Here is a 24,921-nt window from a genome sequence, read left to right as displayed (position 1 = left end):
AATCAATTGCGCTCGCTGGCGTATCACCAAGTCGATTGGTCTTCGAGGCTTGCCTTTTGCAAGTCTTTTTTCCATATGTCGATGGCTAAACGGTAGATTTCTGAGAAAAAAACTCGGGGGTTATCTATCTGGTTTTCATCCCAAGCCATTGTTGAATGGTCCTCTGGGTTATCCTCAAAGCATGAGTGGAAATTGTAGTTTTTGGTATTTAAAGCGAGCGATAAAGTTTCCACTAATTTGTATCTGTGGCGATAAGAGAGTTTGTTGTACGGATCTAGGCAGTATTTCAGTATGAGGTTTTCCCTGTCTTCAATATTGTTGGGGTCGTAGCGGGCGAGCTCTTTTCCCTTAGTTTCTTCTTGGTCGTAAATATCAAAAATCCCCACGAAATAGTACAAGCTGGCGTCGAAAGGTATTTGGTCTGAAGAAGGGTGAAATAGCATTTGTTCCTCCTTGATAGGATATAGTGTAAAACGCGTACCGATTTTACTTGTTGAGTCGGATGATTATGGAGTTGGCAAAGCGTGGATTTGACGTCACACGGGGCGAACTCGGCGGATGGGCCTTTGTAGTGAGCAGGCTTGCCCTGCGCTGGGCTGCGAGCAGCCCCTAACTTGGCGACGCCGTTCCACCTGAGCGCCGCATCGTCCTTAGGGGGCGCTTCGCAGCCCGGCGCAGGGCAAGCCTGCTCACCACAGCGACTGCGATTTGTCAGTGGGAGTGGCGGTGTTGTTACCAAGTTGATGGGTCTTCGAGGCTGGCTTTTTGGAGGTCGTCTTTCCAGATTTCATTAGCTAGACGATAGATGTCTGCGAAGAAGCCTCGGGGGTTTTCTATTTCCGTTTCATTCCAGGCCATAGTTATATGTTCTTCATGATCGCTTTCGAATTCTTTAGCGAAGTCAAAGTCGGGTTTTTCGAGTGCCTCTTTTAATGCAGATATCAATATGAAGCGATGTCTATATGATAGATATATAAGTTCTTTGAGAATATAGGAGCTTATGATTGTTTCTCTGTCTGTTTTATTATTGGGGTCGTATTTCCGTAATTCTTTTCCAATAGTGTCCTCGAGGTCGTATATCGATAGCGCTCCTAATATATGAGAGATATTTGGGACGTAAGGGGTGTTCATAAATGGGCATTTAAGCATTGCTTACTCACTTAGGAAATGCGGTAAATGGTCGAGTTGGATTTTTTCTATCAAATCTGATCTCCGCTTTGTCCATGCTCTCAATGTACCTAGGGTTATTTTTGTCCCTGCTGTTGGGTTTGTAGCCTCGTCCAGCGTCGGGTAACTCAACCACCACCACTGGGTTGCCCTTCATGTCAATTCCTGTAGGCGATGGCGAGTTGCCCTGCATCCTGCCTAGCGCTTTATTTATAGCGTGAAGCTGCATTTTCCAAGATTTAAATTGGGAACTGGAGTTAATTTGTGCTCTCTTCCCAGTGGTTGGATTTGTGCCGTCGATGGATCGTTGCTTCAAAGCATGGTCTGGTATCTCTGGACCATGCTTTTCAGCAGCGTGCATGTTGTACTCTTGCTCCCAATTCAGCACTTTTCGTTTCGCATTTGCTTGTGTCAGTTCGTCTATTTTTGCCTGTCGTTCAGTCCGAGCGAGTTGGGGCAGGGCGGGGGTACCCTCATTGGCGCTCGGCTTCGGATGGGCAGAAGTCGCATTAGGTTCACATCTGTCGTTAGGACAAGTACTCAATCCCAGCGGATCCACCCACCCCGTAGGATTAGGCACGTACTGGTACGCGTTGATCCCCCCCGCCAACTTCACCGGATCTGGCGTCAGGTAACGACCAACATCCGGATTGTAGTAGCGATGCCGGTTGTAATGCAGTCCGCTTTCCTGATCAAAGTACTGACCCTGAAAGCGCAGCGGATTGTCGATTTTTCCTCTGTCGAGGCGGCTGATCTGGCCGTAGGCGCGGTAGTGCGCGGACCAGACGATTTCGCCGTTTGGATCGGTCAGTTCCTGCGGTGTGCCGATGTGGTCGAGTTGGTAGTGGTAGGGCTTGGTTTCCTCAGGACCCAAGCCTTCCAGCAGTGCCAACGGGCGGAAGCTGTCGGGTTCGTAGACATAGCTGCGGTGGCTATCCGTACGATGCTCGGCAATCAGCTTGTCGCCTTGCCAGAAAAACTCCGTGGTTAAACCGTCGACGGTTTTGCTGATACGCCGCCCGAACGGGTCATAGCGGTAGCTGGCGGTTTGGCCGTTAGGCTGGGTAATGCCAATCAACCGGTGTTGGCAGTCGTAGCGGTATTCGGTGACCAGCGCGTGCCCACGGCCGCGCCGTTCGCGGATGAGGTTGCCGAAGGCGTCGTAGTCGTAATGCCGGTCGCCTTGGATCATCAGGCGGTTGCCGGCAACGATGTCGGGGCCGGGGCGGTCGTGCATGAGCAGGTTGCCGGCCGGGTTGTGGCCGAAGCGTTCCTGTAGGTCTTGGGAGTGATCGGCGCGGGTGAGGCGGCCTAGTGGGTCGTAGTGGTAGTGGTGTTCGCCTTTGCGGGTGTCGAGCAGGCGGGTGAGGTTGCCGGATCTGTCGTAGTCGTATTGGCGTTGGAGCAGGTGGTGTTCTTGCTGCGTTACGGCATGGGCGTGCAGGCGGTGTTGGTCGTCGTAGTGGTAGTGGCTGAGCAGTTGGCCTTGTTGGCGTTGGTGTTCCTGGCCGGCTTTGAACAGGTGCGAGGTGAGGGTTTTGCCGTTGAGTTCGACGGTGGCGAGGTGGCCGCCTTTGCTGTGGTTGAAGGTGAGGCGGTTGTTGTCCGGCAGGCGCAGGTGTTGAAGTTGGCCGCAGGCGTCGTAGCCATAACGCAAGGTGCCCCAGCCTTGATGCTCGGCGGTGAGGCGGTTTTGCTGGTCGTACTCGTAGGCCAGCGCCCAGTGGTCGTCGTCGACGCTGAGGAGATTGCCTTGGCGGTCGTAGGCGTAATCGGTCTTGCTGCCGTCGGGTAGCGTTTTTCTTACGAGGCGGCCGGCGTAATCGCGTTCATAACGCGTGACGAGCTGACTGCCGTCGTCGCCGTGTTCGGTTTTTTCCTGCAGGTTGCCGTTGAGGTCGTAGACGTAGGCGGTGCGTTGCCCATCAAACCCGACTTCCTGCTGGATCAGGCCGTTGGGGTGGTAATCCAGCCGGTAGGTTTCGCCGACTTCGTTTTCAATTTCGGTCAGCAGTAGACGGACGTTGTCGTAGCGATAGTTGACCTGAGTGCCATCGGCATTGATGCGACGGCTGATCAGGTGCAGGCCGTCGGCGTATTCGTAACGTGTGATGCGCCCCAATTCATCGCGTTCGGCGGTGATTTTTCCGTAGGGGTTGTAGCTGTATTCCCGCGTTGCGCCGCCGGGCAGGACAATACGAACCAATCGACCGACTGCATCCCACTGATACTGGGTCAGCGCGCCATGTTCATCCTCGCGGGCAATCTGCCGGCCCAGGTCGTCGTAGCGATAACGCTTGATCCCACCATTGGGCAGTTGCTCTTCAACCCGTTGGCCGCGTTCATTCCACACCAACCGCTGACAACTGTGATCGGGATGCCAAACGCCAATCAGTTGCCCGTATTTGTTGTAGCTGTAGTCGGTGATATGGCCGTCGGGATCGGTCCTACGGGTAACGTCGCCCTGGTCGTTACGCTCGTACTTCCAGACCGCTGAGCCACGCCTTACAACCCGTACGAAGCCATTGTCATGCTCGTAGGACGTTGGCTCATCGTCTCCAGGAAACAGCGCCACCAAACGTCCGGCATCGTCGTACTGATACGCCGTTACTGCACCGAGCGGATCCTGCTCGACCGTCAGTCGACCCTGGGCATCGTAGGATTTGAAATGCTTAGCGCCGTCCGGATCGATGCGCTGCACCAGCCGTGCGCGGTCGTCGTGGACGTAAACTTCCTGGCTATCATCGGCGTTGTGAACGACAACACTGCCGTCGTCCCCCCAGACATACCGCGTATCCATCTGCGAAAAACTGGCCCAATGCCGGACACATCGCGCCGCTTTGCCGGACCGTTCCCACGCCCAAAAGAAACTCGCCCCACCGGCCAGACCGCGCTCAAGAATCACGTGCTGATCGTCGTAGCGGTAAACCTCGCTTTCGCCTACCGCATTGGTCGCCGAAACCAATCGGCCAATGTCGTCATAGGCGTAGGAAACAACACTCTGTTCAGTGATCCAGGCGTAAGGCTCAAGTCCCTTGGCCCGCTGAACCTGGTAGTCCACCGCCATGATGCGGTCTGACTCGTAACGCAAGAACAGCGAAGAACCCGCACCGTTATCCAGCCGTTCAATGCGCCCTGAAAAGTCTCGGGAAATCCGCAGCCGGTTGTCGTACGCATCACTGATCGAGACCAACGCCCCGTTGCGAAAGTGATAAAACCGCGACGCCTGGGCCAACACCAACTCATCCGGCGACGCGCCTAAATAGATCGCTGCTTCGGCCAGGCTGTTGGTGATCGAGGGGCGAGCCACCGTCGGCAAGGGCAGGGTGGTTGAACGGTTTTCATGGTCCGTCCACGTCACGGAATCGCCCGACACAACAAGCCGATGCGCCAGCGAATGACTCCATCCAAACCCCAGCCCACAATCCACTTCCACCGCACTGGTGCGATACAACCGCGTCCACTCGAACGGCAAAATCCCGTCCAACGTGCCATCGGTGAGCGTGAGCAATTCCTCCCCGGTAACCATCGACACGGGGCAGCCGTTGGTTACCGTCTTATCCGAAGAAGCCGCTGCATCGCCCTTCGGATTCGTCGATACAGCAGGCACATCATCGACAGGCTCCTGCCTGACCAACGCCGTCTTCTGTGTCCTGTTACGAACCGCCGGCACCGGGTTGGAAATCAACTGATCCCCAGCCTTCAACGGTGCAACCGGCACCGCCTTGATCGGCGTCGCCGCACTGCTCAACAACAACGGCTTGAGCGCCTCGGCATGGGCATCCAGCTTCGGCCCCACAAGCTGCTTGGCCAGCAACTCCAACAACGCCCGCGCGCGGCCGGATTTGATCGAACTCAGCGTCTGCGCACCCACGCGTACCGCCACACCTGTGCCCGCCGTCGCCCACATCAGCAGCAGGTTGATCAGCACTTCACCGGTGATCTCGCCCAGTAATTCATACATGTCTGGCGGCGGTAGCAGACGTATCCAACTGACGATCGCCGAGACATAGATGAACAGCAGTGGCTCATCGCTCAGCACCAGCAAGCCCTTGGCAATCGCGTCTGCACCCTGTTTCAGCAGCTCATCAAGCTCGGCCTGGGAGAGGTAGTGCAGCAGCTTCTCGCTATTCGCTTTGAGATCGGCGAGCAGGTCATAGAGCTGGGTGATGTTGTCCCACAGGTTGTAGAGCGCCTTGGCCATCCCGGTTGAAAACGCCACGCCCTGCATCGCGCTGCGTTCCAAGGGGGTGGCGTTGGCAAAGTCTTGCCATTGGGGATGGAACGTCTCGGTCCACTCATCCCGCAGACGACCCTCCAACCCCGCAATCACCGTTTGATAAGACGCATACAGCGTCTTGACGTGATCCTTGGAAACGTTGGGATAGAAGGTGATTTGGTAGAGCTGATTGCGATCACACTCGGTGATTTCGAGGATGCCGCTGGGGCCGATGGTTCGATACAGCGGCAGACCCATCGGGCTGCCGTCCGCCGCGATGGCTTGCAGCATCACCGGCGTATTGCCGATAGGCACGAAGCGCGTGCTTTCGAACATATGCACCAAGGTCAACGAGCCTTGGGCACTGCACATCGCAACTGTTTTGCTCGGGGCTTTGGAAGAAACCGGCGCGACCAGCGCCACCTCGTCCCCTACCTTGAAGACCTGCTCGACTTCCAATGCCGAACCGCTCCAGAAGCTTTCGGCCCAGGTATCAAAGGTGTTCAGGCAATGACGGAAGTCCCCAAAGACGCGCTCAACATCCGGCGCCTCGGGATCCATGGGTGCCAGGACAAAGCTGGCAATGACGGGAATCAAAAGACAGCCCCATCAGTTGGGGCCTTAACGAAAAAAAACATCTGCAATCCCTCGCACTGTGTATTCAGGCGAGGGACTTTGCAGGCGTTTTCCGCAGCGGGGAGTAGCGCTTATCCGGCGCTTGCGTGGGAAGTTTCCGCGGCGTTTTCCCGCCTTCGGTCATACAGCAGGCAGGGACGCGAACCCGCGTTAGACTTACCGGTCAATATCCGCAACGCTTGGCCCATCGTCCTCAAGGAAGCCCCATGTCCCCACGCCGCCTGATCCTGTGCCTCATCCCCTTGCTGGTGCTGGCCGGTTGCTCCACTTCACGCGGTCCGCAGCAACCGGAGCGCAGCGAGGCCGAGGTGAAGGCGCAGATCGTGCGTCTGCTTCCAGCCAAGGTGGCGGATCGCAATGGTTGGGCCCAAGACATCTACACCGCTTTCGACACCCAAAAGATCTACCCCAGCACCGAGAATATTTGCGCTGTGCTGGCGGTGACTGAGCAGGAGTCCACTTATCAGGTGGACCCACCCGTACCCAATATGGGCAAGATCGCCCAGGACGAAATCCTGCGCCGCGCCGGCAAAGTGCATGTGCCGGCCTTCGTGGTGCGCAGCGCGCTGCAATTGAAGTCGCCCACCGGAAAGTCCTACGCCGACCGGTTGAGTGCGGCACGTACGGAGAAAGACCTCAGCGCCATCTTCGACGACTTCATCAGCATGGTGCCCTTGGGCAATACGTTGTTTGGTGGCTTCAACCCTGTGCACACCGCTGGCCCCATGCAGGTCAGCATCGACTTTGCGCAGAAACAGGCGCGGGGTTATCCCTACACGGTGGACGGCACGATTCGTCGGGAGGTCTTCACTCGGCGTGGCGGCATGTACTTTGGCATCGCCCACTTGCTCGGTTATCCGGTGAATTACGACCAGCCGCTGTACCGTTTTGCCGACTTCAACGCGGGCTGGTATGCGAGCCGCAATGCGGCGTTTCAGGCAGCGGTCAGCCGTGCTTCAGGGGCTGAGTTGGCGCTGGATGGGGACTTGATCCGCTATGGATCACTGCTGCCGGGCACCACCGAACTGGCGGTGCGCTCCCTGGGCGCCAAGCTGGACATGCGTAACCCCAGCATCCGCAGCCAACTGGAGCAGGGCGAGCAGTTGGATTTTGAGGACACCACCCTTTACAAGCGTGTATTTGCGTTGGCTCACAAGGCTGCTGGTAAACCGATGCCTCGGGCGATCCTGCCGGGCATCGTGCTCAAGAGTCCAAAGATCACTCGCAACCTGACCACGGCATGGTTTGCCAAGCGGGTGGATGAGCGGTTTCAGCGCTGTATGAAGCGCTGATCACCTTTGTGGCGAGGGGGCCAGAGGACGCTCACTGGCCACAGGACGCCTGCCCCTCACGACAAACTTACGCCACAGCCAAACCCACAACCACACCACCGGGAACGCCAGGATCACGAACGGCAGCACATAGCTGGCGCGTTCCAAGGCATCTGCGGTGCCCTCTACCAGATTAGTCCCCAGGTTGCTGAACATCCGGCTGAAGCGTGAAGCTTGGTTCGCGCCATCGGATGAGCGGAAGTTCAAGGTGACGCGGTTGGTGTCGAGACGACGTTGCTGGCCGGCGGCAATCTGGGCAAGTTCCTGCAGGTCGTTTTCAATGCCGGCCTGTTCCTTGCTCAAGGCGATCAGGTCGCTAACGGTGATGTCCTTGCGCTTGGCCAGTTCGTCGAGACGTTGTTGGTGGGCCTGCAGGCGGGCTTGGCGGCGGTTTACATCGGCAACTGCGTCGGCCAGGTCTTCGGCGGTGGTGATGCGCTGGCCAAGTGTGCCGCCTTCAGCCGCCATGGCGACTATCGGCTCCACACCCGTTGGTGCGATGCGCAAGATGATCTCGCCACCGCTACCGTCTTCGGTAATACCCAGGATATTGCACGCGCCAAACCTCGCTGTTTCACACGCCTCACGGGTGGCCTGCATCCTTGGCGCGAGCAGGGCGCCGGGCAGGGCCAGGGTCAATTCATGCTCATAGGCCAATTGGGCACCGGCTTTGCCTTGTTCACCGTTGATCACCGTGGCGCGAGAGTGATCCTTGGGCGAGCAGCCGGCCAGGGCCAGGCCGGTCAGCAAGATCAACAGTGGCACGCGAAGCGATTTAAGGTTGCCGTCCGGATGGCGCATTGCAGTTCCTTGAGGTGTGCGGGGAAATTGGCGGCGATTAAAGCGGGTCTGGCGGATTAACGCAAAGCATCGCGCAAGATTTGCGCAGTTGATGGTGATGGCTACCGTTTGGAGCGTGGCGTACATGTCAAACCTGACGCCAAGGAAGAACTGCCATGATTGCTCGCGCCGTGCCTGAAGGTTTTGCCCCTCTGCCTCGTAGCAGCCCATTGCTCGACCTGCTTGGCCCTGCGTATTGCCGGGGGGAGGGATTGCAACTGGAAGTCGGCCTGCGCGCCGACAATCGCCACGCCAATGGGCGCGGCACGGTGCATGGCGGGGTCTTGGCAACCCTGGCGGATATCGGCATGGGCTACGCGATGGCGTTTTCCAGTGAGCCGCCGTTGCCGCTGATTACTGCGAGCATGACCGTGGATTACCTGGGGGCGGTGCAGGTGGGCGAGTGGATTACCGTGCGCTTGGAGCATCACAAGCGTGGGCGGCAGATGGCATTTGGGACGGTGAGTTTGCAGGTGGGGGAGAAGGTTGTGGCGCGGGCGAATGCGGTGTTTGCGGTGCCTCAGTCTGACACCCAATGAAGATCTAATGTGGGAGGGGGGGCAAGCCCCCTCCTGCATTATCAGCCGCGTTCGAGGGCGAGGGCTACGCCTTGGCCGCCACCGATGCACAGCGTTGCGAGGCCTTTCTTGGCGTCGCGCTTGATCATTTCATGCAGCAGGGTCACCAGCACGCGGCAGCCTGAAGCGCCGATGGGGTGTCCGATGGCAATGGCGCCGCCGTTGACGTTGACCTTTTCGGCGTCCCATTCCAGCTCTTTGCCCACTGCCAACGCTTGAGCGGCGAAGGCTTCGTTGGCTTCGATCAGGTCCAGGTCACTCAGTTTCCAGCCAGCTTTATCCAGGCATCGACGGGTGGCCGAGACCGGGCCGATGCCCATGATCGCCGGGTCGACGCCGGCGTTGGCGTAGCTGGCAATTCGCGCCAATACCGGCAGGCCGAGGGCCTTGGCTTTGTCGGCACTCATCAGCAGCACCGCTGCGGCGCCGTCATTGAGGCTTGAGGCGTTGCCGGCCGTGACACTGCCATCTTTCTTGAACGCTGGTTTGAGCTTGGCCAGGGATTCGGCGGTGGTGCCGGCGCGCGGCTGTTCATCCACGGCGAAGGACACGGGGTCGCCCTTGCGCTGGGGGATCAGGATCGGTGTGATTTCGTCCGCAAAGCGCCCGGCTTCGATGGCCGCGCTGGCTTTTTGCTGCGATGCGGCAGCGAACGCGTCCTGGGCTTCACGGCTGATGTTGTACTTGTCCACCAGGTTTTCGGCGGTGATGCCCATGTGGTAGTCGTTGAACGCATCCCACAGGCCATCGGTGATCATGCTGTCGACCATTTTGGCGTGGCCCATGCGCAAACCGGTACGTGCCGCGGGCAATACGTACGGGGCAAGGCTCATGTTCTCCATGCCGCCGGCGATGATCACGTCTGCGTCGCCGCAACGGATGGCTTGGGCGCCGAGGTGAAGAGCCTTGAGGCCTGAGCCGCAGACCTTGTTCAGGGTCAGGGCGGGCACGGCGTGGGGCAGGCCGGCGAGGATCGACGCCTGGCGCGCCGGGTTCTGGCCTGAGCCTGCGGTAAGTACCTGGCCAAGGATCACTTCATCCACTTGAGCCGGGTCCAGGCCGGTCTGCTCCAGCAGGCGACGGATCACGGCGGCGCCCAGTTCCGGCGCCGGGATGCTGGCCAGGGAACCTTGAAAGCTGCCCACGGCCGTGCGGGTGGCAGCAACAATCACGACGTCTTGCATGGAATCTGTCCTCACTGGAAGTGCATTTCTGGAACGTGGTCCGGGACGATCAGTTTACCGGCGGTCTTGCTCACAATCTCTTCAACGCTGACGCCTGGTGCGCGTTCCTTGAGGACAAAAGCGCCATTTTCGATTTCCAGGTACGCCAGGTCGGTCAGGACACGCTTGATGCAGTTGGCGCCGGTCAGCGGCAGGCTGCACTGGCTGAGCAACTTGGATTCGCCGTCCTTGGACGCGTGAGTCATGATCACGATGATGTTTTCCGCGCCTGCCACCAGGTCCATGGCGCCGCCCATGCCTTTGACTAATTTGCCAGGGATCATCCACGAGGCGATGTTGCCGTGTACGTCGACTTCAAACGCGCCAAGCACGGTGAGGTCGACATGGCCGCCGCGAATCATCGCGAAAGACTCGGCAGAGGAGAAAATCGATGCGCCGATACGCGCGGTCACGGTTTGCTTGCCGGCGTTGATCATGTCGGCATCGATGGTTTCTTCGGTAGGAAACGGCCCCATGCCCAGCAGGCCGTTTTCCGATTGCAGCATGACTTCCATGCCTTCGGGAATGTAGTTGGCCACCAGGGTCGGAATGCCGATGCCGAGGTTCACGTAGAAACCGTCCTGCATTTCGCGGGCGACGCGTTGAGCCATTTGTTCGCGGGTCAGAGCCATGGTTGTGTTCCTCTTATTCTTAGGGCTGGAGGCGGATTATTTGCGCACGGTGCGCTGTTCGATGCGCTTCTCGAACGTGCCGCAGATGATCCGGTCGACGTAGATGCCAGGGGTGTGGATCTGCGCCGGGTCCAGCTCGCCCGGTTCGACGATTTCCTCGACTTCGACCACGGTGATCTTGCCGGCAGTGGCGGCCAGCGGGTTGAAGTTCTGGGCGGTGTGGCGATAGATGACGTTGCCGAAGTGGTCGGCTTTCCAGCCTTTGACGATGGCGAAGTCGCCGGTGATGGATTCTTCCATCAGGTACGGACGACCATTGAATTCGCGGGTTTCCTTGCCCTCGGCGACGGGGGTGCCAACACCGGTGGCGGTGAAGAAGGCCGGGATACCGGCACCGCCTGCGCGCATTTTCTCTGCGAGGGTGCCCTGGGGGGTGAGGACCACTTCAATTTCGCCGCTGAGCAGCTGTTTCTCGAACAGAGCGTTTTCACCCACGTAGGAGGCGATCACTTTGCTGATCTGTTTTTCTTCCAGCAGCACGCCCAAGCCGAAACCGTCGACACCGCAGTTGTTGGAAACGACGGTCAGGTCGCGGGTGCCTTTGCGCTTGATCTCGTTGATGAGGTTTTCTGGAATGCCGCACAGGCCAAAACCGCCGGAGAGTACGGTCATGCCGTCTTCCAGGCCTGCCAGCGCTTCTTCATAGGACGCTACGCGTTTATCGAAACCTGCCATATGCACCTCTTTTATTGTGTGTGGTCCAGCCAGTGAACCGAGTGTTGCGCTGACGGATTGATTTGTTAAGTTGTTTTTTAAGGTTGATTGATTTAAAAAACAGCATAGTTCATTCCCCCTCGGAGCAGCGTCATGACCGTTAAGCAGATGCGGGCGTTTCTCGCCGTGGCCCAGAGCCTGAGTTTTGCCGCCGCTTGCGAGCGCTTGCATCTCTCTCAATCGGCGCTGAGCCTGACGATCAAGGGCTTGGAAGAAGGATTGGGTGGCCGCTTGTTCAGCCGTAACACCCGCAACGTTGCACTGACCCCGGAAGGTGAATCCCTGTTGCCCCTGGCGCGCCGGCTGATTGCGGATTGGGACAATGCCGAAGATGAACTGCGCCAACGGTTCACGCTGCAACGCGGTCGGGTCACGGTGGCGGCGATGCCATCGTTTGCAGGCAATTTGCTGCCGCCGATCCTGAAGATATTCCGTGCACGTTACCCCCAAGTGAATGTGACAGTGCATGACTTGATCAATGAGCAAGTGCTGGAGATGGTTCGCGACCGTCAGGTGGAGCTGGGCGTCGCATTTGAGCCGTCGGAAGGCTCGTCTTTGGCATTTACACCGTTGTACTTGGATCGCTTTATTGCCGTGGTGCCGGGTGATTCGCCTTTGGCGCAATGTGCCGAGATCGATTGGGCGACGTTGCTGGAGCAGCCGTTCATCACGTTGCAGCGACCGTCCACGGTACGAGTGATGCTGGAAGAGCACTTGGGCGCCTTGCAGATGAAACTGCCCGTGGCGCTGGAAAGCCATCAACTGGCAACGGTTGGCAAGATGGTTGCCAATGGCCTCGGCGTCAGCGCCGTGCCTGCGTTGTGTGCCCAGCAGATGGAAGAGGCTGGCGCTCATTGCATCACCTTAAACAGCCCGGTGATTGAGCGGCCGATTGGTGTGCTGACCAAGCCTGGGCATGAGCTGTCGGCGGCGGCGCAAGTATTGTTTGATATTTTTCGGGATGAAGCGGGGAAGGGGCGGTTTCCGGCGTTGTTATAAGGCAGTAATTAAAAAGCCCGCTCGAACTAACGATCGGGCTTTAATATTTAATGCTGAGTGATCAGCAGTATCTATCAATCACTTTTACTTGCGATTGGCCTTTAAGGTTCTGCCATTCGGTATTGAGTGTATGAAAGACCTGCTCGATAAAGTTGCGATCAGCCGCGGCCTTCTTGCCGACATAACCCTGGCCACGGCGGTACACCTTCAGGCGCGCTGCCAGTTCACGGTTATTGCGGTCAAACTCGGCTTCTTCGGTATTGGGCTCCAGGCAGTCAAGTTGCACTTCGCCCGATTTGCCAATCCACAAGATATGGTCGTCGAGTGTGTCTTTCTGCGCTGCGAACATCTCAGCCAATTCATCGATAGTTGGTTGGTTGTTCAGATTCATGTGTAAGCCCCTTGACCAGTTGGCGATCTATCAGTTAATTCCGTTAAAACTGCTTAGTTGTCTCCGGTTCTGAAAACCGGGCGTCAGTGACGGTCTGCCGAGTACGGGCAGGGTCTTGAACCTGATGCATGTAGTCTTGCTGATGAACTGCTACGCAATGGTTTCATAACGAAGACAAGCAGCGTTTGAGCTCCTTGTACCCATCCCTCCGGGGTGGGTCAGCTTCATCAATCTGCCTTGTGGGCAGTGCACATCCGGAAAAAACAGCTCGGCGGTCAGACGAGCTCTTTCAAAACGCTTGTTACCAACGCTCCCGATCCGGGAGACGTCTCGATAATGCAAGGACAAAAAGGTTACGTCAACGGTTATGTAGTGATTATTTTTCTTCACTACATAAATCGTTGTGGGGACGGGGAAATGCGGGATAACGTGACTTGGGCGTCACTTTTTGGAGGTTTGGTTCGATTTCCGAAGGCTTTGGTGGCGAGCATTCCAGAGGTGAGCGTTCCACACTTCAGATAAGCCGTTCTGCCAGCAAGGGCAGCAGCACCTCGCACGACGCTTGGACCTTCATCTGCAACAACTCATCCCCACGGGTCTTGCCCAGGTTGATGGCGATCACCGGTTTGCCTTGCTCGACCATTGCCTTGCACAGACGAAATGCCGAATAGGCCATCAGCGACGATCCTACTACCAGCAACCCCTCGGCATGTTCCACCGCAGCCATCGCTGCGGCGGCCGTTGCCGTGGCGACGTTTTCACCGAAAAACACTACGTCCGGCTTGAGTCGTTGACCGTGGCAATAGGGGCATCGGGGAACTTGGAAGCGCTCTTCAAACGCAGGGTCGAGGAGGGTATCGCCATCCGGCGCTTGAACGGCATCAACGCCCGCCAGATAGGGGTTCTCGGCTTCCATCAACCGTTGGATGACGTTGCGATCACTGCGCTGCTGACAGTCCAGGCATAGCACCCTGTGCAGGCTGCCATGCAGTTCGATCACGTCGTGGCTACCGGCTTGGTCATGCAGCGTGTCGACGTTTTGCGTGATCAGCCCGCTGATGCGCTGGCGTTGCTGCAGCGTCGCCAGCGCCATGTGCGCTTTGTTCGGCGTGGCAATGCGTACCCTTGGCCACCCCAACATCGCGCGTGCCCAGTAACGGCGACGAGCCTGTGGCGTGGCCAGGAACTCCTGGTACATCATCGGTGCCTTGCCTCGGCGCACGCCCTCGCTGTCGCGGTAATCGGGAATTCCCGATGACGTACTGATCCCTGCACCGGTCAGCACCAGAAAGCGCCGTTCGGCCATGGCCTGGAGCAGGATGTCGAGGTGGTCTTCCTGGTGTTCCTGGCTGTCGAGCATGGGGTCTCCCTATTCGCCGCGGATGTACTGCTCCAGCTGTTTAATCAGGTCTGCCTGGTCGGCAATGGCTTCCTTCACCAGATCGCCGATGGACAACAGGCCCAACAGCTGACCTTCTTCGACCACAGGCAGGTGGCGAAGGTGACTGTCGGTCATGATATTCATGCACTCATCGACCTTTTTGTGAGGGTCGACGCATATCACCGGCGAACTCATAACTTCATCGACACGCGTCGTTACCGACGATAGACCTTTGAGAATGAGCTTACGTGCGTAATCGCGCTCGCTGATGATCCCCACCACCACGCCTTCCTTGACGACCGGCAAGGCCCCGACGTTTTTCTCCGACATCCGCACCAGCGCTTCAAACACGGTGTGGTCCCATTGGATGGTGTGGACGTCCTGGTTTTTAAGATCCTTGGCTTTGAGTACTTCTGCGACAGTTTTCATGGCGGCCACTCCGGTGTTGTTATCAGGTAGTCAAGGTGCCCTAAAGAATCCTAGACGGCCTGCGCGGGAGCAAGGTCCAAAGCGGCGTTAAACCCGTCGAAAAACGTCATTCGCCGGATTTTTTTGCGGTTTACCCCGCAGTTGTCGGCTTTTTGGCGCGCTTTGGTCCGGTAGCGGTCTTGCGGGGGGCGCTCTTGCGTTTCTTTTTCCACGGGGCTGTGCCTCGACCTGCGGGGCTCGCCGGACCAGTGATGGTCATGCGCATACCATTGCATCGCGCCACTTGTTTGCTCATCCAGGCCGCCTGCTTGGCGACGAACTCTTCCAGGCTCATTTCGCCGCTTTGCACCATGTCCAGCGCTTGTTCCCAGATTGCGGTGGTGCCGGGGTCGGCGATGGCGCGGGGCACTGCGTCGATCAGGCTGAACGCCGCCGGGGTAGCCGACAGCGCCTTGCCGTTCTTCACCAGGTAACCTCGATCAAGCAAACCCTGGATAATCCCGGCGCGGGTCGCTTCAGTGCCGATACCAGTGGTGTCCTTGAGTTTTTGCTTGAGGAGCGGGTCTTCCACCAGTTTGGCGACGTTTTTCATTGCCTTGATCAGGTCGCCTTCGGTAAAGGGTTTGGGCGGCTGAGTCCACAAATCCTTGAGGTTGACCTTGTCCACTGCGTAGTCCCGGCCCTGTGTCAGCGTCGGTAAGGCCTGTGGCGCAGGTGTCTCACGGCCTCTGGTCGGCGCCAACGCTTCGGGCAGGGCGCGCTTCCAGCCTGGCTCTATCACGACTTTGCCGACCGCGCGCAATGCGAAACCTGCGCAGTCGAAATCCGCCTGGGTGCGATCGTATTCATGGTTGGGCAGGAACTGCGCCAGGTAGCGCGCACGAATCAGCGTGTACACCGCGCGATGTTTACCGGTGAGTTGCCCGACGTCCTTGCCAGCGCCCGTGGGGATGATGCCGTGGTGAGCGCTGACCTTGGCGTCGTTCCAGGCCCGCGAGCGGCGTTGGGGGTCGATATAGGGCATCAGTTCGTTGACTGCCGTATCGGCACGGCCCAGTGCGGCGAGAATCTTTGGTGCGTCGCTGTGTTGGCTCACCGGCAGGTAGCCGCAATCACTGCGCGGGTAGGTGATGACTTTGTGGGTTTCGTAGAGGGATTGGGCGATGTCCAGGGTTTCCTGGGCGCCGAGGCCGAGCTTCTTGGAGCAGATCTCCTGCAAGGTGCCCAGGTCGAAGGGCAGGGGCGCCACTTCGCGCATGCGTTCGGTTCGCAGTTTTACCAGGCGTGCGCTGGAGGCGCGGGTCATGGCATCGGCGGCTTCTCGGGCAAGTTGCGGGTTCAGACAGCGGCCTTGGTCGTCGCAGGCATCTTCGGCAGCCCGCCATTGGGCGGTGAAGGTCATGCGTTCGTGGCGCAGGTCCACATCGATGGCCCAATAAGCCACGGGGACGAAATCGGCGATGCTGCGATCGCGGTCCACCACCAGACGCAAAGTCGGGGTTTGCACCCGACCCACCGGCAGCACACCTTGATAACCGGACTGACGCCCAAGGAGCGTAAACAGGCGACTCATGTTCATACCGATCAGCCAGTCGGCGCGGGAGCGGCCCAGGGCCGAGTGATACAGGCTGAAGGTCTCTGCACCCGGCTTGAGCGCCGCCAGGGCTTTGCGAATGGAGGCGTCATCCAGTGCCGACAGCCACAAACGCTGGATCGGCCCGCGATAACGACAGTGTTCCACCAGCTCCCGGGCGATCATCTCGCCCTCGCGGTCGGCGTCGGTGGCAATCACCAACTCCTGCGCTTCCCCCAGCAGGCGCTTGACCGCCTTGAACTGGCTGGCGGTCTTGGGCTTGACCAGCATCTTCCATTTTTCCGGGACGATTGGCAGGTCGGCCAGTACCCAGCGCTTGTACTTGGCGTCATAGGCATCGGGCGGAGCGGTTTCCAGCAGATGGCCGATGCACCAGGTGACGGTGACCCCATTGCCCAGCCAGCAGCCGTCGCCCCGGCGACTGGCGCCGAGCACGGCCGCGATGTCCTTGGCCTGGGAGGGTTTTTCACAGAGGTACAGCCGCATGGTCAGCCCATTCGTTACACAGATGAATGGGGAGCAGAATGGGCAAAAGAAGGGATTTGATCAACCTTTATCTGGATGGATATACAGCAAATTATGTGGGCACTGCGAAGCCAGTGTGCGAGGGGGGTTGCTCCCGATTGTGGTCTATCAGTCACTGCAACGGTGACGGAACCACTGCTATCGGGAGCAAGTCCCCTCCCACAGGGGACTGTCGCCGTTCTGTAGATCAGTTGTTATCGATATCCACATGCCGCGTTTCTTTAAGGAAGAACAGCCCGACAATCAGGCTCACCCCGGTAATCACCACCGGGTACCACAAGCCGTAGAAAATATCCCCTGTGTACACCACCAGCGCAAACGACACGGTCGGCAGGAACCCGCCAAACCAGCCGTTACCGATGTGGTATGGCAGTGACATCGAGGTGTAGCGGATACGCGTCGGGAACAGTTCCACCATCAGGGCCGCCAGCGGGCCGTAGCACATGGCTGCGATCAGGATTAGCGCAACGATCAGTACCACTACCATGACTTTGTTGACCTGAGCCACATCCGCCGAAGTCGGGTAACCGGCCAAGGTTATCGCGCCACGCAGGGCTTTTTCGTCAAAACCGTCGATACGCACGTCGCCCACGCTCACCTGCACCGGGCTGCCGGCGGGGGCGGCGGCGCTGCTGTAGGGCAGGCCTTGCTTGACCAGGAAGGTCTTGACCTTGTCGCACGGGCTGTCAAATTTTGCCTTGCCCACGGGGTCGAATTGGAAGGTACAGGTGGCTGGGTCGGCCAGTACGGTGATCGGTGCCTGGGTACTGGCCTGGTCCATCGCCGGGTTGGTGTAGTGCGCTAGGCTCTTGAAGATCGGGAAGTACAGCAAGGTAGCCAGCAGCAGGCCGAGCATCAGCACCGGCTTGCGCCCGACTTTGTCCGACAGCCAGCCAAAGAAGATAAAGAACGGCGCGCCGATCACCACGCTGATGATCAGCAGCATGTTGGCCAATGCCGGGTCCATCTTCAGGAATTGGGTGAGGAAGAACAGCACGTAAAACTGCGCCGCGTAGAAGGTCACCGCTTGCCCGCCGTTAATACTGAACAGCGCAATCAGCACGACCTTGAGGTTTTCCCATTTGCCGAAGGACTCGCGGATTGGCGCCTTGCTGGCCTTGCCTTCCTCTTTCATCTTCAGGAAGGCCGGCGATTCGTGCAGGCTCATGCGGATCCATGTGGAAATGCCCAGCAGTACGATGGAAAACAGGAACGGAATGCGCCAGCCCCACACTTCGAACTGGTCGCCGGTGAAGTAGCGGCAGGCCAGCACCACCAGCAGCGACAGCAGCAGGCCGAGGGTAGCGGTGGACTGAATCCAACTGGTATGGAAGCCACGTTTGCCGGCGGGTGCATGCTCGGCCACATAGGTCGCCGCGCCGCCGTATTCACCGCCCAACGCCAGGCCTTGCAGCATGCGCAGCACGATCAGAATGATCGGCGCCGCAATGCCGATGCTGGCGTAGGTCGGCAGCAAACCGACGCAGAAGGTGGCGACACCCATCAGGATGATAGTCACCAGGAACGTGTACTTGCGCCCAATCATATCGCCCAGACGGCCGAACACCAGCGCGCCGAACGGACGCACCACAAAGCCGGCTGCAAAAGCCATCAAGGCAAAGATAAATGCCGTGGTGTCGTTGACCCCGGCAAAGAACTGCTTGCTGATCACGGCCGCCAGCGCGCCGTAGAGGAAAAAGTCATACCACTCGAACACCGTCCCAAGGGACGAGGCGAAGATGACCTTTTTGGAGTCGTTGCTGGCGCTCGCGTCTCTCGTCGAGCCCAGGGTTTGAGCGTGTTCTGACATCGGGTAGCCCTCACAGTGATTATTTATTGTTGTTCCACTGTCGGCGCCAGGTTTGGCGCCGCTATTCAGATTGCATGAACCAGTTCTTTCTCCGGGGCGAGACTCCTTGTGTTCGGCGAAAGGATCAGCTGCGCGGCCTTTTCCGCGATCATCAGCGTCGGTGAACAGGTATTGCCGGACGTAATGCGCGGCATGATCGAGGCATCGGCGATGCGCAGGCCGGGCACGCCATGCACCCGCAGTTGCGCATCGACCACGGCGTCTTTGTCGCTGCCCATGCGGCAAGTGCCCACCGGGTGGAAAATCGTGGTGCCGATACGGGCGGCGGCTTCGTGCAGTTCCTCCTCGGTTTGCAGCGAGTCACCGGGCAGATACTCCACCGGCTTGAACTGGCTCAGGGCGGGGGCAGCGACGATGCGTCGGGTCAGGCGAATCGCGTCGGCGGCCACGCGCAAGTCTTGCGGATGGCTGAGGTAGTTGGGTTGTATCAGCGGCGCATCCGCCGGGTTTGCCGAGCGGATATCAATACGGCCACGGCTCTGCGGGCGCAGATCACACACCGAGGCGGTGAATGCCGGGAATGCGTGCAGCGGCTCGCCGAAGCGCTCCAGGGATAGCGGCTGCACGTGGTATTCGAGGTTGGCCGAGGTTTGTTCCGGGCCGGAGCGGGCAAACGCGCCGAGCTGACTGGGCGCCATCGACAGCGGGCCGCTGCGGTCGTACAGGTAGCGCAGTCCCATGCCCATTTTGCCCCACACGGTGCCGGCGATCTGGTTCAGGGTGCGGGCTTTTTCCAGCTTGTAGATCAGCCGCAGTTGCAGGTGATCCTGCAAGTTGCCGCCAACGCCAGGCAGTTCATGCAGCACATCAATGCCCAGAGGCTTGAGTACGCTGGATGGGCCGATGCCTGAACGTTGCAGAATGCCTGGCGAGCCCACGGAACCGGCGCACAGCACGATCTCCTTGCACGCTTTCCAACTCATCTGCTGACCGTTTTGACGCCCGACCACCGCCGAAGCGCGACCGTTTTCCAGGACCACGCGGTCGACTTCGACTTCTGTCAGCACGGTGAGGTTGGGACGTTGGCGGATAGGCTTGAGAAACGCCTTGGCCGCGTTCCAGCGCACGCCGGCTTTCTGGTTGACCTGGAAGTAACCGCAGCCCTCGTTATCGCCCTGGTTGAAGTCATTGATAGCGGCGATGCCGCTTTGCGCTGCCGCCTCACGAAATGCATCCAGGATCGGCCACGACAGGCGCTGCTGCTCGACCCGCCATTCACCGCCGTCGCTGTGGAATTCCGAGCCACCGGCAAAGTGGTTTTCGCTCTGCTTGAACAGTGGCAGCACATCTTTCCAGGCCCAGCCCGGGTTACCTTGCGCCGCCCAGCCGTCGTAATCCTGGGCCTGGCCGCGCATGTAGATCATGCCGTTGATGGACGAGCAGCCGCCCAGCACCTTGCCGCGCGGGTAACTCAGGGCACGGCCTTGCAGGCCTTCCTGGGCTTCGGTCTTGAAGCACCAGTCGGTGCGTGGGTTGCCGATGCAGAAGAGGTAGCCGACGGGGATGTGGATCCAGGGGTAATTGTCGCGGCCACCGGCTTCGAGCAGGAGCACGCGGTGGGCAGGGTTGGCGGACAGTCGATTGGCCAGCAGGCAGCCTGCGGGGCCGGCACCTACTACCACGTAATCGTATTGTGCAGCTGCAATGGGCATCTGAGGCCTCGCTTGTTTTTCTTATTGGTTCCATCCTAGTTGTTAGTTTTCGTCTTAAAAATGTTAGTTTTTACCCAGCTGCTGTGCGTTTTTAAACAGCGTTGCCCTGGCTGATTGAATGGAGGCGATATGTTCGACTGGAACGACCTACGGTTCTTTCTTGAGCTCCAACGCAGTGGTCGTCTGCTTACTGCCGCGCAGCGCCTGAAAACCACCCACGCCACCGTGGCCAGGCATATCGAGGCCATCGAAAAAAGCCTCGGCACCGCGCTTTTCGTGCAACACGCCCAGGGCTACGAACTGACGCCTTCGGGCGAGGCCCTGCTCAAACACGCTGAAGCCATGGAAAACGTTGCGCTGCTGGCCGAAGACGAACTCACGCATTCCGCCGCGCCGCTGGGCAAGATCCGCCTCGGCGTGGCTGAAGGCCTGGGCGTGATGTTTCTCGCCAGTCGCATGGGCGGGCTGTTTGAACGTTATCCGGGATTGGAAGTGGAACTGGTGGCGGTGCCGCGCTTTGTCAGCATCCTCAATCGCGAAGCGGAAATCAGCATCCACCTCGAACGCCCCAGCGTCGACCAACTGGTCACCCGCAAACTCACCGATTACCGCCTGGCCCTTTACGCCAGCCGCGCTTACCTGGACCGCAACCCTGCCATCGAAAAACGCGAAGACCTCGCTGCCCATTCCTGGATCGATTACGTCGACGACCTGTTGTTCAGCCAGGAGCTGAAATTCCTCAGCAGCTTCTGCCGTAACCCCAAGGTGGTGTTTCACAGCACCAGCGTGATCGCACAACACCAGGCTGCGCGCTCCGGATTGGGCATTGCGGTGTTGCCGTGCTTCATGGCTGCCGGCGATCCGGAGTTGGTGGCGTTGCTGCCGGGGGAGGGGATCCAGCGCAGCTACTGGATCAGCTCGCGCAGGGAGCTGCACAAGTCGGTACGGCTGCGGGTGTTGTGGGATTACGTGGTGGAGTTGTGCGCGCGGGAACAGCCACTGTTGCTCGGCGAGTCGACCTGAAGAAACCGAAGCAAAACTGTGGGAGTGGGCTTGCTCTCGGTAGCGGTGGGCCGGCCGCCAGATGGGCTGGCTGATACACCGCTATCGGGGGCAAGCCCCTTCCCACATTGATCGGCGGTGTTGGCTAAACATCGGGTTAATCGCGCAATTCGAATTCAGCGCTGCCGAGCCTTTCTCCATTCACCATGACATGCACCCTATGCCGACCGGGATAGTGCTTGCGTGTAGTCAGTTCACGAATATGTTGCTCGCGGCGCAGGCTGTGTCGTTCTCCCGCGCCCAGCGTAAACGCCTTGAGCTTGAACACCTTGCTCGCGCTATGTCCGGCGCTTTTTACATAGTCGATGGCGTAATCCACCACCAGTTTTTGCGCAGTGGCCGCGGTGGATTCCAGGCTGAACGACAGGTTGATCCGCTCGCCCAGATTGATCACCGCCGGCGTCACGCTCAAGTTATGGAGCGTCACCTCGGCCCTGGCGCCGGCGCCCATGATGGTCAGCGCACGGGTGTTGCCCTGTTTGATCAGGCTGCGCAGCGCATGACGTGCAATCCAGGCAGTGTGCGGGTTATCCAAGTTCCAGCCTTCGATCAGGCTGAGCACCCATTCCGGATGGTCCTTGGTGATGTCGTTGAGGTGATTGGCCACGGACTTGCGCACGTAGAGGCTCGGATCGGCCTTTAGGTTGTCGAGGATCGAGGCGCATAACGCTGGGTTGGCCTGCACTTCGGTCAGGCGAAACGACCATGGCAAACGGGGCCGCGAGCCTTCGCTGGCCAGGCGGCGTATGTGGTCGTTGTCATCCAGCGACCATGCCTGCATCACTGCCAGGGAGCGTTCGAAGTCGTGCAGCAAGAAGTGTCTTATCGCGAACTCGGCCGAGCCAAAGGTGGTGAAGTACTTGAGCGCCGCCATGGAGCGCTCGAAGTCAGCCAGGCCGTAACTTGCCACGTAGTGCGGTAGAAACAGGCTGACAAACCCACTGTTCAGGCGTGGCGCCAGGGCGTAAAGCAGCTTGAGGCTTTCGGGGTAATCCAGGGGGATCACCGTGTGCAGGCTTTCGCTGACCCGTGCCATGCGCTGCATCACCGACAACTCGTCCAGCCCGGCGGTGGCGTGTTTGAGGAAACCTTTGGCGTCGAACGCGGGATACACCGCCGTCATTTCAGTGGCGATGTGTTGCAGGCGTTCGACGTTGAAGATTTCCTTGAGGGCCGGGGCGCTTTGGTCGGTCATCGGTGATTCCATGGCGGTTGAGTCAGAGAAACCAGCGGTATTCCCGCGCGTGGATCTCTTGCTGGAAGGCCAGGTGATCCTGGCGTTTGTTCTCGCAGTACACGTCGACAAATTCGGCGCCCAGCTTATCGCGCAATACTGGCTGATGCTGCATGGCGCGCACGGCATCAAGCATTTCCACTGGGAAGTCGGTGCCGCTGGCGCGGTCCTCGTTCAGTGGCGCGATGGGCTGCTGTTTGGCTTCCAGGCCATGTTCCAAACCGACGAGGATCGCCGCCAGCACCAAATACGGGTTGGCGTCGGCGCTGGCCAGGCGGTGTTCGATGCGCAGGTTGCGTGGGTCAGACTCAGGGATGCGCACGCACGCGTCGCGGTCTTCAAACCCCCAGCAGGCGCGGGTGGCAGCGTTGACCGTGCCGCCCAGGCGGCGGAAAGCGTTGTGGTTGGGCGAGAAGATCGGCATGCAGTGGGGCAGTAATTCCAGGCAGCCGGCCACCGCATGGCGCAACGGTTGTTGCTGATGCGCCGCCAGCAGGTTGTTGCCCGCGCCGTCGTAGAGGCTGACATGCACGTGCATGCCGCTGCCGGGAAATTGCAGGTAGGGCTTGGCCATGAAACTGGCGCGGTAGCCGTGTTTGAGTGCCACGCCCCGGGTGCTGCGACAGAACAGGGCGGCCCAGTCGGCGGCGCGCAGGCCGTCGTCGAGGTGGCCGAAGTTGATCTCGAACTGACCGGGGCCGAGTTCGGCGGTGATCACCGTGATGTCGATGCCCTGGTCCTTGGCTGTCTGGGCCATATCGTCGAGTACATCGTTGAAGCGTGACAGCCGTTCGATATGCAGGTTGGGCTGGTCGTCGGCGTCATCGCTCAGTGGGTCACGGGCAAATTGCGGCAGGCCGTTGTCGAGTTTCTTGTCGAATAGATAGAACTCCAGCTCGAAGGCCACCACCGGGTGAATACCTTTGTGGTGCAGGCGTTCCAACACCTTGGCCAAGACTTCGCGAGGTTCGAACTCGATCGGCGCGTCGGTACCGTCCGAGGTGATCAACATCTGGCCCAAGGGCTGCGATTCCCAGTTCACCGGCTTGAGCGTGCCCGGCACCAGGCGGCGGTTGGCGTCTGGGTCGCCGTCGTTGAAGCAGTAATCGCCGATCTTGAACAACCCGCCCTGGGCGCCCAGCAGCACCGCGTTCTGTGGCAACTTGAGCGGGCTGCCGGAGGCGACCTTTTCCAGCATTTCTATGGGATAACGCTTGCCGTAGAAATGCCCGGGGATGTCCAGGGCGATCAGGTCGACGTAGCGCACGTCGGGGTGGTTCTGGCGAAAGGTCCGTACTTCGGCCAGTAACGTGGCGGCATGGCTTTTCACGGGTGCAGCTCCTAGTTGTAAACCCACAACACGCGGGCGGGCAGGTCAGTCAAGTTGGCGTAGCGGCAATGGGCAAAGCTGGCGAGGTGGAAGCTGTCGCCAGGGCCGAGGGTGACCGAATCGGCCTCGCCTTCGACCCACAGTGTTAATTCACCCTCCAGCACAAAACCGGCCTGCTCGGCGCGGTCGCTCATGGTCTGCTCACCACTGTTGGCACCGGGAGCAAGCAGGCTGTCGAGCATCGAAAACGCGCCATTCATGCTGGGGGAGACCAGGATGTCGGTGATGCCATTGGCGTAATACACCGTGCGCCGCTCGTTGGGGCGCGTGATCCAGTCAATGGCCTTGGGTTTGGGCTGGCTGTAGAAATACGTGGTGGGCACGTCGAGGGCGTGGCTGATGGCAGTGAGGTCCGCCACGGTCGGACGTGACAGGCCGCGTTCCACCTGTGACAGAAAGCCTACCGAACGCTCGATCTTTTGCGCGAGTTGGGCGAGGGTCAGCTTCTTGTGCTTGCGCAGGTCGTGGATCAGGATCGCCAGGGCGTCGAGTTCTTCTTGCTGGTTCATGAAATTTATATCGAGAAATTTCATGAAAAATTACAGGTTTTATTTCATGGAGGCAATGGGGGCGGTGAAGTCGTCGGTAGATGTCTTTAAGCCGCGTTCTTTGCTGAATGATTGCGAACCCTCGCGGTCCGAACCTGGGTACGTGTCATTAATTGAAGGAGCACCCATGAAGTCTAAAACCCTAGCTGCCTGCCTGTTGGTCGCCGCCAGCCTGTCCACCGCCAGCTTTGTGGTACAGGCCGGTGATACGCCTCAGGAAACTGTGCAACCTTCCAACATCAACACCCGTGACCTGAAGGAAGGCGATCGCGCGCCGGATATTCTGATGCGCAAGGAGTCGGCCGTGAGCGACTGGAAAAAGCGCGGTCTCAAGCAGCCCGAGGACGAAAGCCAATGGGCGCGGGTGGGCGATAAATACGTACTGCTCAAGACCACCAACGGCACCATTCTGGAGATCACACCCGTCAAGAAGTGACCCTCCTTTT

21 protein-coding genes are annotated in these 24,921 nt (G+C 59.0%); 5 read left to right on the top strand and 16 right to left on the bottom strand.

Annotated features, from left to right (window positions below):
- Nucleotides 1–23: 23 nt before the first annotated feature.
- The 3 genes from AB4N82_RS00335 to AB4N82_RS00325 all read right to left on the bottom strand — a co-directional run bounded on the left by AB4N82_RS00335 (nt 24) and on the right by AB4N82_RS00325 (nt 5,983).
- A complete protein-coding gene (locus AB4N82_RS00335) occupies nt 24–443 on the bottom strand; it encodes a hypothetical protein (protein ID WP_122765004.1) in 420 nt (139 codons plus the stop codon).
- A 289-nt stretch (nt 444–732) separates the two neighbouring features.
- Nucleotides 733–1,131 (bottom strand): hypothetical protein, encoded by a 399-nt coding sequence (locus AB4N82_RS00330; RefSeq protein WP_460104113.1) that lies wholly within the window; start codon nt 1,129–1,131, stop codon nt 733–735.
- A 25-nt stretch (nt 1,132–1,156) separates the two neighbouring features.
- The gene (locus tag AB4N82_RS00325) at nt 1,157–5,983 is read right to left on the bottom strand and encodes an RHS repeat-associated core domain-containing protein (protein WP_460104110.1); all 4,827 of its coding nucleotides are present in this window, start codon (nt 5,981–5,983) and stop codon (nt 1,157–1,159) included.
- A gap of 245 nt (nt 5,984–6,228) precedes the next feature.
- On the opposite strand from AB4N82_RS00325, the gene AB4N82_RS00320 reads away from it, so the two are divergent.
- A complete protein-coding gene (locus tag AB4N82_RS00320) occupies nt 6,229–7,314 on the top strand; it encodes a DUF1615 domain-containing protein (protein WP_122765002.1) in 1,086 nt (361 codons plus the stop codon).
- Here the strand turns inward: AB4N82_RS00320 and AB4N82_RS00315 are convergent, their stop codons facing one another.
- Entirely contained in the window at nt 7,315–8,154 is an 840-nt protein-coding gene (locus tag AB4N82_RS00315) for a DUF4349 domain-containing protein (RefSeq protein ID WP_122765001.1), read from the bottom strand. It lies immediately after the preceding gene.
- 155 nt (nt 8,155–8,309) lie between these two features.
- Between AB4N82_RS00315 and AB4N82_RS00310 the strand changes: the two genes are divergently transcribed.
- Entirely contained in the window at nt 8,310–8,732 is a 423-nt protein-coding gene (locus AB4N82_RS00310) for a PaaI family thioesterase (protein WP_032886656.1), read from the top strand.
- A gap of 41 nt (nt 8,733–8,773) precedes the next feature.
- Here the strand turns inward: AB4N82_RS00310 and AB4N82_RS00305 are convergent, their stop codons facing one another.
- From AB4N82_RS00305 to AB4N82_RS00295, 3 genes are read right to left on the bottom strand one after another with little or no spacing between them, the layout of a single operon-like run.
- Nucleotides 8,774–9,955 carry an acetyl-CoA C-acetyltransferase gene (locus AB4N82_RS00305; RefSeq protein ID WP_095186510.1) on the bottom strand — a complete coding sequence of 394 codons (1,182 nt, stop codon included), beginning with the start codon at nt 9,953–9,955 and terminating at the stop codon, nt 8,774–8,776.
- 11 nt (nt 9,956–9,966) lie between these two features.
- Entirely contained in the window at nt 9,967–10,626 is a 660-nt protein-coding gene (locus AB4N82_RS00300) for a CoA transferase subunit B (protein WP_032886654.1), read from the bottom strand.
- Nucleotides 10,627–10,662: 36 nt separating this feature from the next.
- Nucleotides 10,663–11,361 (bottom strand): CoA transferase subunit A, encoded by a 699-nt coding sequence (locus AB4N82_RS00295; protein ID WP_032886653.1) that lies wholly within the window; start codon nt 11,359–11,361, stop codon nt 10,663–10,665.
- Nucleotides 11,362–11,493: 132 nt separating this feature from the next.
- Between AB4N82_RS00295 and AB4N82_RS00290 the strand changes: the two genes are divergently transcribed.
- A complete protein-coding gene (locus AB4N82_RS00290; protein ID WP_032886652.1) occupies nt 11,494–12,399 on the top strand; it encodes a LysR family transcriptional regulator in 906 nt (301 codons plus the stop codon).
- A gap of 61 nt (nt 12,400–12,460) precedes the next feature.
- Here the strand turns inward: AB4N82_RS00290 and AB4N82_RS00285 are convergent, their stop codons facing one another.
- The 6 genes from AB4N82_RS00285 to AB4N82_RS00260 form a co-directional block, all read right to left on the bottom strand.
- A complete protein-coding gene (locus AB4N82_RS00285; protein ID WP_032886651.1) occupies nt 12,461–12,790 on the bottom strand; it encodes a hypothetical protein in 330 nt (109 codons plus the stop codon).
- Between the two features lie 514 nt (nt 12,791–13,304).
- The gene (locus tag AB4N82_RS00280) at nt 13,305–14,150 is read right to left on the bottom strand and encodes an NAD-dependent protein deacetylase (RefSeq protein WP_122764999.1); all 846 of its coding nucleotides are present in this window, start codon (nt 14,148–14,150) and stop codon (nt 13,305–13,307) included.
- Between the two features lie 9 nt (nt 14,151–14,159).
- Nucleotides 14,160–14,600 (bottom strand): CBS domain-containing protein, encoded by a 441-nt coding sequence (locus AB4N82_RS00275; RefSeq protein WP_032886648.1) that lies wholly within the window; start codon nt 14,598–14,600, stop codon nt 14,160–14,162.
- A gap of 130 nt (nt 14,601–14,730) precedes the next feature.
- Entirely contained in the window at nt 14,731–16,680 is a 1,950-nt protein-coding gene (locus AB4N82_RS00270) for a DNA topoisomerase III (RefSeq protein ID WP_122764998.1), read from the bottom strand.
- 226 nt (nt 16,681–16,906) lie between these two features.
- Nucleotides 16,907–18,529, bottom strand: coding sequence for an MFS transporter (locus tag AB4N82_RS00265; RefSeq protein ID WP_122764997.1), 1,623 nt, complete (start codon nt 18,527–18,529; stop codon nt 16,907–16,909).
- Between the two features lie 65 nt (nt 18,530–18,594).
- Nucleotides 18,595–20,241 carry a GMC family oxidoreductase gene (locus AB4N82_RS00260; RefSeq protein ID WP_099603175.1) on the bottom strand — a complete coding sequence of 549 codons (1,647 nt, stop codon included), beginning with the start codon at nt 20,239–20,241 and terminating at the stop codon, nt 18,595–18,597.
- Nucleotides 20,242–20,370: 129 nt separating this feature from the next.
- Between AB4N82_RS00260 and AB4N82_RS00255 the strand changes: the two genes are divergently transcribed.
- Entirely contained in the window at nt 20,371–21,264 is an 894-nt protein-coding gene (locus tag AB4N82_RS00255) for a LysR family transcriptional regulator (RefSeq protein WP_032886642.1), read from the top strand.
- 136 nt (nt 21,265–21,400) lie between these two features.
- Here AB4N82_RS00255 and AB4N82_RS00250 read toward each other — a convergent pair whose 3' ends face one another.
- The 3 genes from AB4N82_RS00250 to AB4N82_RS00240 are packed head-to-tail and all read right to left on the bottom strand — an operon-like array spanning nt 21,401 to nt 24,436.
- Nucleotides 21,401–22,498: a DNA alkylation repair protein gene (locus tag AB4N82_RS00250; RefSeq protein WP_339484132.1), complete on the bottom strand. Its 1,098-nt coding sequence runs from the start codon at nt 22,496–22,498 to the stop codon at nt 21,401–21,403.
- A gap of 22 nt (nt 22,499–22,520) precedes the next feature.
- Nucleotides 22,521–23,867 carry a glutamine synthetase family protein gene (locus AB4N82_RS00245; RefSeq protein ID WP_122764995.1) on the bottom strand — a complete coding sequence of 449 codons (1,347 nt, stop codon included), beginning with the start codon at nt 23,865–23,867 and terminating at the stop codon, nt 22,521–22,523.
- Nucleotides 23,868–23,878: 11 nt separating this feature from the next.
- The gene (locus tag AB4N82_RS00240; RefSeq protein ID WP_032886635.1) at nt 23,879–24,436 is read right to left on the bottom strand and encodes a helix-turn-helix domain-containing protein; all 558 of its coding nucleotides are present in this window, start codon (nt 24,434–24,436) and stop codon (nt 23,879–23,881) included.
- 166 nt (nt 24,437–24,602) lie between these two features.
- Here AB4N82_RS00240 and AB4N82_RS00235 point away from each other — a divergent pair, with 166 nt between their 5' ends.
- Nucleotides 24,603–24,911, top strand: a complete 309-nt coding sequence (locus AB4N82_RS00235; RefSeq protein WP_032886633.1) for an RcnB family protein — start codon at nt 24,603–24,605, stop codon at nt 24,909–24,911.
- The last annotated feature ends 10 nt before the right edge of the window (nt 24,912–24,921 follow it).

The sequence above is a fragment of the Pseudomonas sp. H1_D04 genome (assembly GCF_054683855.1).
This window is presented reverse-complemented; position numbering and strand designations above follow the sequence as displayed.